This window comes from Pseudomonas sp. 2995-3 (genome assembly GCF_002742565.1).
In the GTDB taxonomy this organism is placed as follows: Bacteria; Pseudomonadota; Gammaproteobacteria; order Pseudomonadales; family Pseudomonadaceae; genus Aquipseudomonas; species Aquipseudomonas edaphica.
Map to the genome: position 1 here is coordinate 53,203 of NZ_LJSB01000066.1, position 13,079 is coordinate 66,281.

A 13,079-nucleotide genomic window follows, 5' to 3' on the forward strand; every position below is an offset into this window, starting at 1 on the left:
ATCGCGGCTTTCAGCCGATAAAACAGGCTCTGTTCACAAGGTTATCCACAATTTGTGTGGATAACCTTTTATGTCGCCTGGAACTGGAGTGACCGATGAAACCACCCTTCAATTTCACCCGTTTCCTGCCCATGGCCGCACGCTTGCTTGGTCGTGGCCGGTTGCCGACCCTGCTGTTCGCCGTGGCCGCCAAAGGCTCAAGCCAGGGCAATCGGCTGGGTAAACTCAAGGATGATCTCAAATTGCTCCAGGCCTTGTGCCTGGCTTACTGGCGCGGTGAGTATCGCGCCATAAGCCCCAAGGCGCTGATCTCGGTAGTGGCGGGGCTGATGTACTTCCTCAGCCCGATTGACGCGATCCCGGACTTTATCCCGGTGTTCGGCATGCTCGATGACATTGCCGTGCTGGCATGGGTCATGAAGACCCTGGACGGCGAACTGAGCGCGTTTCGCGCCTGGCGCGACGCCCAGCGCCCGGAAAAACTCGCGGTGGTTGAGCGGCTGCCTGCGACGCCTGCGCTGTTGGCCCAGGAAAACCCGCAAAAAAACTGAACACGCTTATATCCCCCTGCGACCTTTGTGGCTGTTAGGATTACACTTCTAAGGAAAGAACTTACTTAGTAAGTGTTGTTATCCTACGGGGCAGTCATGGATATTCAGATAATTTCACGCGATGGCGCACCCGAGTATGCGGTGCTGCCATGGGACCAGTACCAGGCGCTACTAAAAGCAGCCGGTCAGCAACAGCCTGTCGCCACTCCTTCTTCTACCGCTCAGGTCGCGCCCGATCAGGCTTTACGCCCGCTCGCGGACCTGCGCGGCCTGCGTGAGGCCAAGGGCTTGGCTATTGAAAGCCTGGCCCGCACCGTGGGCATCAGCCCTTCGTACCTCGGATTGATTGAAAGTGGTGAACGCCAGCCGGATGCCGCCATCCGCCGCAGCCTGGCCTGGGAATTGGGCGTTGCAGGTTGGAGGGATGAATCTTGAGTCTACGAATCAGTCGTCAACACTGGGATGGGTTACTCAACGAACTGGACCAGGCGCGCCGCCAGCGCCATTTGCTCACCTACCGCGCGCTGCTGGAGCGCCTGCAATTTCCCACGCCGGCCATGCAAACCCTGGCCGCTGCCCTTGAGCACCTGGCCGCGTTGGACGCCAAGGCCGAGCAGCCGTTGCGCAGCTCCCTGGTGATCAGCCAGGGCGCCAGCCGCTTGCCGCGTACCGGTTTCTTTGAGTGTGTGGAGCGCCTGGGGCGTTTCAGCGGGCCGTCCGATGGTGTGGCTGCTGCGTCCTGGCATGCTTCGGAAGTGGTGCGGGTGTTCGAGTACGAGTACCCGGAGTCCGCCGAGGCCTAAGCGGGCAGGTTGTCCATGCTGTCGATCACATGGATGCTGTAGCCGGCGATGTCTTTGGCGTGGTGCTTGGCTTGCGAGGCCAGCTCCGCTAACTGGCTGGCATCCAGTTGTGCACAGGCCTGTGGATATAAATGCACCACGCCGATCGACAACGACAGCAAAGCGAATTCCTGACGCACGCCCTGACGGTTCAAGGCCACGAAGCAACCGGCGTCCAAGTGCTCGGCACGATAGAAGCGTCGGCATTGGGTGTGGAAGTCATCCAGTAACTGGTTGAGCCGCTTGCGCCAATCCTGCGGGCCGAGCACCAGCAAAAAATCATCACCGCCGATATGCCCGACAAAATCGCGGCTAGGGTCAACCCGATCGTTCAGGCACTGCGCCAGGCACAACAACACCTCATCCCCACGCCCGTAGCCGTAGATATCGTTGAACGGCTTGAAGCTGTCGATATCCACGTAGCAGATCACCGACTCGCGTTGTTGCTGCAGCAACCGCGTCAGGCATTGCTGGATCGGCACATTGCCCGGCAGCAGCGTCAGTGGGTTGGCATAGCGTGCCTGCTGGATCTTCAGCTCGGTGATCAACTTGAGCACATCGATCACCCGACCCAGGCCCAGGTAGTCACCGTTGAGGGTGATGATGAAGTCTTCCTCGATCCGTTGCCGCGCGCGGCTGGTGAGCAGGCGGCTGACCTGTTGCAGGGACTGGCTCAACTCCACCGCCAGGAAGTCATCGCTCATCAAGCGGCTGATGGGTTTGCGCGCGAACAGGTCGGTGGCGAACGGTTTGAGCAGCGCATCCGACAACGAATGCCGGTGCACGATGCCGACCGGGTGACCGCGCCCATCCAGCACGGCCAGCGAGTTGAGGTTGGCCTGACGGCGGAAGGATTCGAGCACCTGGGCGGTGGCGGTGTCCTGATCCACCGCCGGTTGCTCGTTGAGCAAGGCGCTGAGGTCGCTGCCTTCTTCGTTGAGGGTGATGTTGGTGTGGTCCTGCTTGGGCAACATCAACCGCGCTTCCTGGGGCGGTTGTTCCTGGGGGCGGCAAAGCAGGTAGCCCTGGACCAGGTCAACGCCCATTTCCGTCAACACCGCCAACTCCTCCGGCAGCTCGATACCTTCGGCAATCACCTGGGCGCGGGATGCCTTGGCGATTTGCAGGATGGAGCCGACGAACTCGCGCTTGAGCGCATCCTGATGGATACCGTCGATAAAGTGCCGGTCGATTTTCACGTAGTCCGGGCGCAGCTCAGACCATAAACGCAGGCTGGAATACCCGGCGCCCAAGTCATCCAGAGCGATGGCAAAACCCATGTCGCGGTAATGATGCAGCGCGGTTTGCAGCAGGTCGAAGTCGTCGGTGGGCGTTTGCTCGGTGAGTTCGATCACCACCTGGCTCGGCGGGATGCCGAAGTCGCGCAACAACTGCAAGGTGCGGCCCGGTTGATGCGCCGTCTCCATCAAGGACTCCGGCGAGATGTTCAGGAACAGCTTGCCCGGCAACTTTTGCTCGCTGAAGCGTCGGCAGGCACTTTCGCGGCAGGCCATTTCCAGTTCGCTGAGGCGCCCGGCATGGCTGGCCACGCTGAACAGGGCGACGGGGGAGTGCAAGGGGCTATTGGACGGGCCACGGCTGAGCGCTTCGTAGCCGAGGATTCGTCGCTCGGACAGGCAAATGATCGGTTGGAACAGGCTGTGTAAACTGCCTTGAGCCAGGATTGAGCCCAATGCATTCAGCTGTTCGGTCATGGTCATGGCGATCTCGATCGAAAAAAAAGGACCGCAGGCTAACGCCTGCGGTCCCTTCATTTCACGACAGAATGATGTCTATATGATGACACTCCGTGGAGCGCTCACATTAAATTGCCATCATTTACTGCTTGGCCACCTGCTTGCTGATTTTCAGGTAGTCCAGCAGAACCCGGCCTGTCTCGGACAGATAGGCGTCGTCTTCCGGCTTGGTTTTTTCCGGCTCGGCCGGCAGCGCATCTTCATCTTCTTTCTTCAGCTCTTTGAGCGGATCTTCGCCTTTGGCCTTGCGGCGAGCGTTTTCCAGTACAAGCTGCTGATTTTCGATGCTGGTGTGCTGCGCACGACGATCGACTTCGTTGAGGCTGACGGTTTTTTCTTCCATCAGCTTCTTGGCCAGGGCCAGTTTGTCGCGGATAAACACGAACTCGGCATCCTTGGCGGAGCGGGTCTCGTGGTCAGCCTTCAACTGCGTCAGGTACGGCTTGAACGGGTCCGAAGCCGGCTTGATCGCAGGGCGGATGGTGTCCCATGGCATTGCCTCAGGCAGCGCGCTTTCGCCGATTTCCTTGGTATCGATGATCGACGGGAAGTCCACATCCGGCAATACGCCCTGGTGCTGGGTGCTCTGCCCGGAAACCCGGTAGAACTTGGCAATGGTCAGCTTCAGTTCGCCATGGTTCAGCGGCTGAATGGTCTGCACGGTGCCTTTACCGAAGGTCTGGCCGCCAACGATCAACGCGCGGTGGTAGTCCTGCATGGCGCCGGCGAAAATCTCCGAAGCCGAGGCCGAGAGGCGGTTGACCAGCAGCGCCATCGGGCCTTTGTAGAACGCGCCCGGGTTCTCGTCTTCGAGCACGTCGACACGGCCGTCCGCGTTGCGGACCAACACGGTTGGGCCTTTGTCGATAAACAGGCTGGTCAGCTCGGTGGCTTCCTGCAGGGAACCGCCGCCGTTGTTGCGCAGGTCAATGACCACGCCGTCGACTTTCTCTTTCTGCAGTTCTGTCAGGATTTTCTTCACGTCACGGGTGGTGGACTTGTAGTCCGGGTCACCGGCACGGAACGCTTTGAAGTCCAGGTAGAACGCAGGAATCACCACCACGCCCAGTTTGTAGTCCTTGCCATCCTGCTTGAGGTTGAGGACTTGTTTCTGAACGGCCTGGTCTTCGAGTTTCACCGCTTCACGGGTGATGGACACGATCTTGCTGGTCTGGTCGTTCGGCGCATTGGTGTGTGGAATCACTTCCAGGCGCACCACGCTGCCTTTCGGCCCACGGATCAGCTTGACCACTTCGTCCAGGCGCCAGCCGACCACGTCGACCATCTCTTTGTCACCCTGGGCGACGCCGATGATCTTGTCGGCCGGTGCGACCTGCTTGGTCTTGTCGGCCGGACCTGCCGGCACCAGACGCACGATCTTGACCTGGTCATTGTCGCTTTGCAGGACGGCACCGATGCCTTCCAGCGACAGACTCATGTTGATATCAAAGTTCTCGGCGTTATCTGGCGACAGATAATTGGTGTGCGGGTCGTAGGACATCGCGAAGGTGTTGATGTAGGCCTGGAAGATATCTTCGGCGCGGGTCTGATCCAGACGTGCCAACTGATTCTTGTAGCGCTTGGTCAACAGCTCTTGAATGGCCTTGGGCTCTTTGCCGGCGATCTTCAGGCGCAGCACTTCGTCCTTGACGCGTTTGCGCCACAGGTCGTCGAGGGCGGCGGTACTGGTCAGCCAGGGCGCGTCCTTGCGATCCACCAGAAGGGTTTCCTTCTGGGTGAAGTCGAGCTTGTCGACGCCTTTGTTCAGCTCACCCAAGGCGAAGTCCAGACGCGCTTTGACGCGATCCAGGTAGCGCTTGTAGATGGTGAACGCAGGCTGCAGGTCGCCGCTCTTGAGGAAGTCGTCGAACTGGGTCTTCCACTTGTCGAACTCAGCGATATCGCTGGCCATGAAGTAGCTGCGCGACGGGTCCAGCAGCTTGAGGTAGCTGTCGTAGATGATCACCGAGCGCGCGTCGTCCAGCGGCGGCTTGCTGTAGTGATGGCGCTTGAGCAACTCGACGACGTTAAGGCTGGCAATCACCTCATCGCGATCAGGCTGAAGATTGTCCCAGCTATTGGCTGCGAACGTATTGGTCGACATCGACGCAAAGCCGAGACCAATGAAAAAAGCGAGGGCGGTACTGGGGAACAAATGCTTCATGCTGATTCGACGCGGGGGCAATTGATAACGCATATTAGGCCGTCTTTGAGGGAGCCGGTTCCATATGATCCGGTCGCATAATGCAAAAAGCCCGGCGCTACAGCTACGGGCTCAGTCCAGACTCACTATGGAGGCACTGTGAAAGCATTGCAAGGCGTTGAAGGTCATGTGGAGTGGATGGAAGAACCCAGTCCTACTTGCGATGTAGGCCAAGTTCGCATTCGGGTGGCGGCAGCGGGCCTTAATCGCGCCGATTTATTACAACGTGCGGGGCTCTATCCGCCACCTCCTGGCGCCAGCCAAGTGCTGGGCCTGGAGTGTTCCGGGGTGATCAGCGAGGTAGGCGCGGGTTCTTCCTGGCAAGTCGGCGACCGCGTCTGTGCGCTGCTGGCCGGGGGCGGCATGGCCGAAGAAGTGGTGGTGGATGCCCGCCATGTGCTGCCGGTGCCTGAAGGTTTGACGTTGACCGAAGCGGCGGCGTTGCCCGAGGTGTACAGCACTGCGTGGCTGAATCTGTTCCAGTTGGCGGGCCTCAAGCCCGGCGAAAAAGTCTTGCTGCATGCCGGCGCCAGCGGCGTGGGCTCGGCAGCGATCCAGTTGTGCAAGGCGTTTGGCAGCCCGTGCTGGGTCAGCGTCGGCTCGGCAGAACGCCTGGCTTACTGCGAAGCACTCGGCGCCCAGGGCGGCGTGGTGCGTACCGACGGCATTGAAGGGCTGCGCGATTTCGGGCCGTTCGACGTGATCCTCGACCCGGTCGGCGGCAGTTATGCGGCGATGGATCTGAAGCTGCTGGCCCTCGATGGGCGTTGGGTATTGATCGGCTTGATGGGCGGCCGTGATGCGCAACTGGACCTGGCGCAGGTGCTGGGCAAGCGCATCCAGCTGCTGGGCTCGACCCTGCGCAGCCGCAGCGATCAGTTCAAGGCCGACCTGTTCAGCGACTTGAGCCAGCATGTGTGGCCGCTGTTTGTTGAAGGTCGCCTGAGCCCGCAACTGGCCAGGACGTTTGCGATCAAGGATGCCGAGGCAGCATTTGCGGAGCTGGCGACTAACCAGATTTCCGGCAAGTTGGTGTTGGTGATTGACGAGACCCTGGTCTGATCTCAAGTTGAAATACAGCCACTGTGGGAGCTGGCTTGCCTGCGATAGCGGTGCATCAATGAAGAATGTTTCATCTGATACACCGCTATCGCAGGCAAGCCAGCTCCCACCGTTGATTGGGTTTCAATTCAAACTGTCAGACCCAATGATGAATCGGCCAGCCAGCCTTTTCAGCATGCTCACGCAAAACCGGATCCGGGTTCACCACCTGCGGATGATCCACCTTCAGCAACAGCGGCAAATCATTGCGCGAATCCGAGTAGAAATACGCGCCCTCCAGGCTTTCACCTTCCTGCTTCAACCATTCCAGCAACCGCGTGATCTTGCCTTCACGGTAAGTCAGTACCCCCACGGTCTTGCCGCTGTACACACCATGGCTGAGGTCCAGGTCAATGCCCAGCACTTCATCAATTCCGATACGTGCCGCAATGGGCGTGACCAGGTGCGTGCCCGAGGCAGAGATCACCAGGATCCGGTCACCCTTCGCGCGGTGGCGGGCGATGGTCTTGGTGGCGTCGCTGTAGATCAGCGGCTCGATGATGTCTTCTACCCACGGTTCGACCAGATGCGCGATCTCTTCCGGCGTGCGCCCGATCATCGGCTCCAGGCTGAAGTCCATGAAGTCTTCCATGGCCAGCTCGCCGCGGCTGTAGGCGGCCATGAGTTCGTCGTTCTGGCGCATGAACGACTCTGGGTCAACCCAGCCCAGGCGGCCCATCTGTTCGCTCCACAAGGTGGCGCAGTCGCCGTGGATCAGGGTGTCGTCCAGATCAAAAATTACCAATGCCATCTGTCACGCTCTCTCAAATCAATCGTTGCGTCAGGCTACTTCACACAACGCACTGGGGTCGATGGAAAGTGCCAGGCGCTGACCATCCGGGTGCAGATCGTCGGCCGAGCGGTTGAGCACGTCCACCACCAATTCCACGCCACGCGCTTCGATGCGATAGCGGATCACGTTGCCCAACAAACTGTGGCTGCGTACCAGCGCGTCGAGTTCGCCGCTGCGACTCAGTTCGATGGCTTCCGGGCGAATCGCGATGCGCCCGCTGATAGGCCGTTGCAGCAACTGGCTGGCCTTGTCGGCGTCAAGCAGGTTGTAGTTGCCGATAAAGCCGGCGGCAAATACATCCACGGGCGCAGTGTAAAGGGTCTCGGCATCACCGCTTTGTACGATTTTGCCCTGGTTCATGAGGAAAATGCGGTCTGACATGGTCAGCGCTTCTTCCTGGTCATGGGTCACGAAAATCGTGGTCAGGCCCAGTTCGCGCTGGATCTGGCGGATCTGCTCGCGCAGGTGCTTGCGAATCCGTGCATCCAGCGCCGACAGCGGCTCATCCAGCAACAACAGGCGCGGACGCGTCACCAGCGAGCGGGCGAGGGCCACACGCTGGCACTGGCCGCCGGACATCTGGTGCGGGTAGCGGCCGGCGAGTTCTTTGAGCTCCACCAGTTGCAGCACTTCCTGCACGCGCTTGTGGCTGTCGTCGGCGTTGACCTTTTGCATGCGCAGGCCGAAGGCGACGTTCTGTTCCACGGTCATGTTGGGGAACAGGGCGTAGCTCTGGAACACCATGCCGATGTGCCGTTTCTGCGGGCTCAAGGGCACGATGTCCTGGCCATCCAGCAGAATCTTGCCGCTGTCCACCGAGGTCAGCCCGGCGATGCAGCGCAGCAGGGTCGACTTGCCGCAACCCGACGGGCCGAGCAGGGTGACGAATTCACCCTTGGCGATTTCGCAGTTGATGTCACTGAATACCGGCGTGCCGGCGTAGCCTTTTTGCAGGTGTTGGACGCTGACGAAGCTCATTGGCTTTTGTCCTTGTTCAAGATATTGGCGGCCCAGGTCAGCACCAGCACAAAGAAGAAATAGGAAATGACGATGGCACTGGTGAAGTGGCCGCTCGTGTTGCGCATGTTGTTCAGGTACACCTGCAGGGTCTCGTAGCGAGTGCCCACGAGGATGTTGGCGAACACGAACTCACCGAACAGGAACGAGAACGACAACAGCAGCGCCACCATCAGGCCTTTGCGCAGGTTTGGCAGCACGACAAAAATTGCGGCCTGCCAGGTGCTGGCGCCCAACAGCTGCGAGGCGTCCATCAGGTCACGCAGGTTGATCGCTTGCAGGTTGTTGGTGATCGCGCGGTACATGAACGGCAGGGCCACGGTGAAGTAGCAGCCGATCAGGATCCACGGTGTGCCCACCATCGCAAATGGCCCGGAGCCGTAGAGTTGCAACAAGCCCACCGATGACACCACCGGCGGCACCGCGAAGGGCAGCAGGATCAGGATGTTCATCAGCGCGTCGAGCTTGGGAAAGTGGTAATGCACCACGAACAGCAGCGGCAGAATCAGCACCACCGAGAGGATCAGCGCACCGACGCACACCAGCAGTGACTGACCGAAGGCGGCCAGAAAGCGCGGGTCACTCCACAGCTGCACGTACCACTTCACGGTAAAACCGGCGGGCAGGATGGTGGCCGACCAACTGCTGGCAATGGAGTAGACAAAGGTGCCCACCAGCGGCAATACCAGGATCGCAAATAACAGGTACACCACTACCCGATGGTAGAAGGAGGCCGAGCCAGCTTCAGCGCGAGACATGGTAGCTCCTCTTGAGCAGCAGTTGATGGACGACGGTGACCACCGTCATCAGCGCCACCAGCACTACGGCCAGGGCGCTGGCCATGTTCGGGTCCAGCGAGATGTCGCCGGAAACCATTGCCGCGATACGAATGGGCAGCACGTTGAAGTTGCCGGTGGTCAATGCATACACCGTGGCATAGGCGCCGAGGGCGTTGGCCAGCAGGATCACGAAAGTGCCCAGCAGCGCCGGGGTGAGCACCGGCAGGCCGATGTGCCGCCAGAACTGCCAGCTGCTGGCGCCGAGCAGCGAGGCCGATTCGCGCCAGTCTTCGCGCAAGGCGTCGAAGGCCGGGTAGAGCAGCAGCACACCCAGCGGAATCTGGAAGTAGGTGTACAGAATGATCAGGCCAGTCTTGGAGTACAGGTTGAAGTCCTGAATGATCCCCGCCTGCTTGAGCATGATGGTGATGCTGCCGTTAAAGCCCAGCAAAATGATGAACGCGAAGGCCAGGGGCACGCCGGCAAAGTTGCTGGTCATGTTGGCGAAAGCCGTCACGAAGTTACGCAGTGGGCCATCCACACGGCGCAATGAGTAGCTGCCGAGCACCGAGATGATGATCCCGAACACGCTGGAGTAGAAGCTGATCTCCAGGCTGTACTGGATGGCTTGCAGGTAGAACTTCGAATTGAAGATCTTGGTGAAGTTGGCCAGGCCCCAGCCGAACTCCTCCGACTGCAGGCTGTTGATCATTACCCACAGCAGCGGGGCGATTTCAAACACGATAAAGAACAGCGCAAACGGCACCAGGCACAGGATCGCCAGCCATTTGCCACGGGTTATGGCGTTCACTTGAGCAGCTCCCGGCATACGGGTTTGTCGTGGGGCACACCGAGCAGTTCGCAGACGGTGCCGCACAGGTCGGTTTGCTTCGGGATGGCGCCTGGGTCGAAGGTGAAGGCCGAGCCCATTACGAACAACGGCACTTCGCGTTCTTCCGGCAGCACACCGTTATGGGAGCGGTCGTTATTCATGCCGTGATCGGCAGTCACCAGCACCTGGTAGCCGGCGTCGAGCCAGGTTTGCAGGTAGTCGGCGAGGATGATGTCGGCCGAGCGCGCGCTGTTGCGGTATTGCGCGGTATCCAGGCCATGCTTGTGGCCGGCGTCATCAATGTTCATCGGGTGTACCACCAGGAAATTCGGCGCGTGTTTGCGGCGCAGGCTTTCGGCGTCGGCGAACAGATGGGAATCCGGGTAGTGGTCATTCCAGTAGAAATGCCCGTGCTGGATCGCCAGCGCCTTGTCGTCGGTATGACGATCACGCACGGCATCAAAGGGCGTGCGGTTATACAACTCGCTGACCCAGTGGTAAGCCGCCGCCGCGGTGGTGAGACCCGCATCGGTGGCGTAATGGAAAATGCTGCGCTGGTTGGACAGGCGCGAGACATGGTTGTGGACAATGCCGCTGTCGATCGGGGGCACGCCGGTGAGGATGCATTCATACAACGGCCGGGACAGGGCCGGCAGTTCACATTCCAGTTTGTAAAGCGCTGCGCGTCCTGCGCCGATATAGGCCTGGAGATGCCCCATGGCATGTCGGGCAACCTCGTAGTTCAGGCCGTCGAGCACCACAAGGATGACGTTGTGCTTCATAGGGGGAGACGCTCCGCGACGATAGGCTTGACTCAATTTCACTTGGGGAACGGGGTCAAAACTGTGGGAGCGGGATTGTGTGGGAGCTGGCTTGCCTGCGATAGCATCACCTCGGTTCACATCACAAACCGAGTCGTCTGCATCGCAGGCAAGCCAGCTCCCACACAAGCCAGCTCCCACACTGACCGCTTTCACAGCTCTGGGTCTAAATAAGACCCGGGAGCCTTACTGCATATTGATGATGACTTCTTCCTGCCACTTCTGCGGCAGTGCCTTGGAGGTTTTCTCCCACGCGTCGGCATCTTTGATCGGCGTGACTTTCTTGTACTGCTCGTTCGGCAGCAGTTTGGCCTGTACATCGGCTGGCAGGGTCAGGTGCTCGGCGCGGATTGGACGTGCGTTGCCACGTGCCAGGTTGGTCTGGCCGGCGTCGCTGAAAATGTACTCACGGGTCAGCTTGGCGGCGTTCGGGTGCTTGGCGTATTTGTTGATGATGGTGGTGTAGCCGGAAATTACCGAGCCGTCCGACGGGATCAGCACCACGTAGTCATCCGGGTTGGCCATTTTGGCTTTGTAGCTCAGGCCGTTGAAGTCCCAGACCACGCCCACTTCGACTTCGCCTTTTTCCATGGTGGCGATGGTCGGGTTGGCCAGTGACAGGCGGCCTTGCTTGGCGATCTCGGCGAACATCAGCAGTGCAGGCTGGATGTTCTTCTCGTCGCCACCGTTGGCCAGGGCGGCAGCCAGCACGCCATTGGCGGCTTGGGCGGCGGTGCTCACATCACCAATAGAGACTTTGTATTTGCCGGTTTTAAGATCAGCCCAGCTTTTTGGCGCTTCAGAGCCGTGCAGCAGTTTTTTGTTGACGATAAAGGCGATGGTGCCGGTGTAGGCCAGGGCCCAGTTGCCGTCTTTATCTTTGGCCCAATCCGGCACTTGTGCCCAAGTGGTCGGTTTGTACGGCTGTGCCACGCCCTGTTTCACCGCAATCGGGCCGAAGGCAGCGCCGACGTCACCGATATCGGCGCTGGCGTTGTCTTTTTCGGCGGCGAACTTGGCGATTTCCTGGGCCGAGCTCATGTCGGTATCGATGTGCTTGAGGCCGTAGGTTTTGGCCAGGTCGTCCCAGGTGCCTTTCCAGTTAGCCCAGTCATCGGGCATGCCGACGCTGTTGACGGCGCCTTCCGCTTTCGCGGCGGCTTCCAGAGTTTTTAGATCGGTATCAGCAGCCATGGCGGCGGTGCACATGGCAATGGTCGAGCCTAACAGTGATGCCAGGAAAAGCTGTTTCATCCGAAGCTCCTTTGGGCGTTTTCAACGCTGCGTTTTTATCGACGTTTGCGGTGGTGTTGGTCTAGGTCAGCAATACCTGAGCCAATTTAGGCTCGGTGGATGACAGTTTCATGTCGATGTCGTTTTTAAATCGTTTATGTCGCTGACTTCAGACTCAGCGTAGACCATGCCCAAGCGCCCGCAGGCCCTGGACTTGGCCGATGTATTGCAGGGTGTGGAGTGGGGCGGCGGCACGGGCTGTCATCTGTCGGTCATCTGTAATGCCTAGGCTGGCAGGTAACGGCAGACGCCCGAATACAGCGCGGTTTGTGCACCTGAACGGTGCTGGTCTAGTCCAGATAGGTAACGTTGATGCGTGATGAGGCAATCAAGGCGGTGACATCCATCGGCCTGGCACTGCAAGAGCAGATCGGCCACGGGCTGTTGCCACCCGCGAGCAAACTGCCCGCCGAGCGCAAGCTCAGCGAGTTGTTTGGTACCACGCGTATTACGGTGCGGGAAGCCTTGTTACAACTGGAGGCCCAGGGCCAGATCTATCGCGAGGAGCGGCGTGGCTGGTTCGTCTCGCCGCCGCGCCTGGCTTATAACCTGATGCAACGCAGCCATTTTCACGCGATGGTCAGTGAGCAAGGGCGCGTAGCCTCGACCGAAGTGATTTCGGCGCGGCTGCAGCCGGCATCGGCAGCGGTGTGTGCATGGTTGCAGTTGCCGGCGTTGTCGAGTGTGATCCAGATCTGCCGGGGCCGGCGGATCGATGGGCGGTTGGTGCTGTATGTGGAGCATTACCTGAACCCGCAATATTTTCCGGGGATTCTGGCGTGCGACCTTAACCAGTCGATGACCGAGTTGTATGCACGCAAGTACGACCTGCATTACGGCCGTGTGCGTTTCGAGATTGTGCCGACTTCACTGCCGGTGGAGGCTGCTGGCGCATTACGTGTGTCGGTGGGCAGCCCCGGCTTGCGGATCGCCCGGGTCAACTATGACCAGCATGAGCGCTTGATCGACTGCGACCTGGAATTCTGGCGCCATGATGCGATTCACGTGGGTGTGGATGTGGTTTGACCGCCGGACATTCAACGGATGCACCACACACTGAATGTGGGAGCTGGCTTGCCTGCGATAGCAT

13 protein-coding genes are annotated in these 13,079 nt (G+C 59.6%); 5 read left to right on the plus strand and 8 right to left on the minus strand.

What is annotated here, in order from left to right:
- Positions 1–95: 95 nt before the first annotated feature.
- The 3 genes from AOA62_RS03625 to AOA62_RS03635 all read left to right on the plus strand — a co-directional run bounded on the left by AOA62_RS03625 (position 96) and on the right by AOA62_RS03635 (position 1,354).
- Positions 96–551, plus strand: a complete 456-nt coding sequence (locus AOA62_RS03625; RefSeq protein WP_017136376.1) for a YkvA family protein — start codon at positions 96–98, stop codon at positions 549–551.
- A gap of 96 nt (positions 552–647) precedes the next feature.
- Positions 648–986, plus strand: a complete 339-nt coding sequence (locus AOA62_RS03630) for a helix-turn-helix transcriptional regulator (RefSeq protein WP_026013635.1) — start codon at positions 648–650, stop codon at positions 984–986.
- Positions 983–1,354, plus strand: a complete 372-nt coding sequence (locus AOA62_RS03635) for a hypothetical protein (RefSeq protein WP_005786715.1) — start codon at positions 983–985, stop codon at positions 1,352–1,354. Before AOA62_RS03630 ends, AOA62_RS03635 begins: the two co-directional genes overlap by 4 nt.
- On the opposite strand, the gene AOA62_RS03640 is transcribed toward AOA62_RS03635, so the two are convergent.
- Entirely contained in the window at positions 1,351–3,114 is a 1,764-nt protein-coding gene (locus AOA62_RS03640) for a bifunctional diguanylate cyclase/phosphodiesterase (RefSeq protein ID WP_026013634.1), read from the minus strand. The two genes, AOA62_RS03635 and AOA62_RS03640, sit on opposite strands and share 4 nt — an antisense overlap.
- Positions 3,115–3,232: 118 nt before the next feature.
- Positions 3,233–5,347 carry a carboxy terminal-processing peptidase gene (locus tag AOA62_RS03645; protein WP_017136373.1) on the minus strand — a complete coding sequence of 705 codons (2,115 nt, stop codon included), beginning with the start codon at positions 5,345–5,347 and terminating at the stop codon, positions 3,233–3,235.
- A gap of 105 nt (positions 5,348–5,452) precedes the next feature.
- On the opposite strand from AOA62_RS03645, the gene AOA62_RS03650 reads away from it, so the two are divergent.
- The gene (locus tag AOA62_RS03650) at positions 5,453–6,415 is read left to right on the plus strand and encodes a zinc-binding dehydrogenase (protein ID WP_099547874.1); all 963 of its coding nucleotides are present in this window, start codon (positions 5,453–5,455) and stop codon (positions 6,413–6,415) included.
- A 136-nt stretch (positions 6,416–6,551) separates the two neighbouring features.
- Here the strand turns inward: AOA62_RS03650 and AOA62_RS03655 are convergent, their stop codons facing one another.
- The 6 genes from AOA62_RS03655 to AOA62_RS03680 form a co-directional block, all read right to left on the minus strand.
- Complete coding sequence (locus AOA62_RS03655) at positions 6,552–7,205, minus strand: HAD family phosphatase (protein ID WP_099547875.1); 654 nt, start codon at positions 7,203–7,205, stop codon at positions 6,552–6,554.
- Between the two features lie 30 nt (positions 7,206–7,235).
- Entirely contained in the window at positions 7,236–8,225 is a 990-nt protein-coding gene (locus tag AOA62_RS03660; RefSeq protein ID WP_010565203.1) for an ABC transporter ATP-binding protein, read from the minus strand.
- The gene (locus AOA62_RS03665; RefSeq protein WP_099547876.1) at positions 8,222–9,022 is read right to left on the minus strand and encodes an ABC transporter permease; all 801 of its coding nucleotides are present in this window, start codon (positions 9,020–9,022) and stop codon (positions 8,222–8,224) included. Before AOA62_RS03665 ends, AOA62_RS03660 begins: the two co-directional genes overlap by 4 nt.
- On the minus strand, positions 9,009–9,854 hold the full coding sequence (locus AOA62_RS03670; RefSeq protein ID WP_099547877.1) for an ABC transporter permease subunit: 846 nt from the start codon (positions 9,852–9,854) through the stop codon (positions 9,009–9,011). Before AOA62_RS03670 ends, AOA62_RS03665 begins: the two co-directional genes overlap by 14 nt.
- A complete protein-coding gene (locus AOA62_RS03675; protein WP_099547878.1) occupies positions 9,851–10,657 on the minus strand; it encodes an alkaline phosphatase family protein in 807 nt (268 codons plus the stop codon). The genes AOA62_RS03670 and AOA62_RS03675 overlap by 4 nt, the downstream gene beginning before the upstream one ends.
- Before the next feature lie 225 nt (positions 10,658–10,882).
- Complete coding sequence (locus AOA62_RS03680; RefSeq protein ID WP_017136367.1) at positions 10,883–11,950, minus strand: ABC transporter substrate-binding protein; 1,068 nt, start codon at positions 11,948–11,950, stop codon at positions 10,883–10,885.
- A gap of 351 nt (positions 11,951–12,301) precedes the next feature.
- On the opposite strand from AOA62_RS03680, the gene AOA62_RS03685 reads away from it, so the two are divergent.
- Positions 12,302–13,015 carry a UTRA domain-containing protein gene (locus tag AOA62_RS03685; protein WP_017136366.1) on the plus strand — a complete coding sequence of 238 codons (714 nt, stop codon included), beginning with the start codon at positions 12,302–12,304 and terminating at the stop codon, positions 13,013–13,015.
- Positions 13,016–13,079 lie beyond the last annotated feature (64 nt).

Bases quoted from the DNA above. Each gene is read 5' to 3' on its own strand.
- AOA62_RS03645 (WP_017136373.1), bottom strand. From the start codon at position 5,347: ATGCGTTATCAATTGCCCCCGCGTCGAATCAGCATGAAGCATTTGTTC.
- AOA62_RS03640 (WP_026013634.1), bottom strand. From the start codon at position 3,114: ATGACCATGACCGAACAGCTGAATGCATTGGGCTCAATCCTGGCTCAA.
- AOA62_RS03685 (WP_017136366.1), top strand. From the start codon at position 12,302: ATGCGTGATGAGGCAATCAAGGCGGTGACATCCATCGGCCTGGCACTG.
- AOA62_RS03655 (WP_099547875.1), bottom strand. From the start codon at position 7,205: ATGGCATTGGTAATTTTTGATCTGGACGACACCCTGATCCACGGCGAC.
- AOA62_RS03675 (WP_099547878.1), bottom strand. From the start codon at position 10,657: ATGAAGCACAACGTCATCCTTGTGGTGCTCGACGGCCTGAACTACGAG.
- AOA62_RS03625 (WP_017136376.1), top strand. From the start codon at position 96: ATGAAACCACCCTTCAATTTCACCCGTTTCCTGCCCATGGCCGCACGC.
- AOA62_RS03680 (WP_017136367.1), bottom strand. From the start codon at position 11,950: ATGAAACAGCTTTTCCTGGCATCACTGTTAGGCTCGACCATTGCCATG.
- AOA62_RS03660 (WP_010565203.1), bottom strand. From the start codon at position 8,225: ATGAGCTTCGTCAGCGTCCAACACCTGCAAAAAGGCTACGCCGGCACG.
- AOA62_RS03665 (WP_099547876.1), bottom strand. From the start codon at position 9,022: ATGTCTCGCGCTGAAGCTGGCTCGGCCTCCTTCTACCATCGGGTAGTG.
- AOA62_RS03630 (WP_026013635.1), top strand. From the start codon at position 648: ATGGATATTCAGATAATTTCACGCGATGGCGCACCCGAGTATGCGGTG.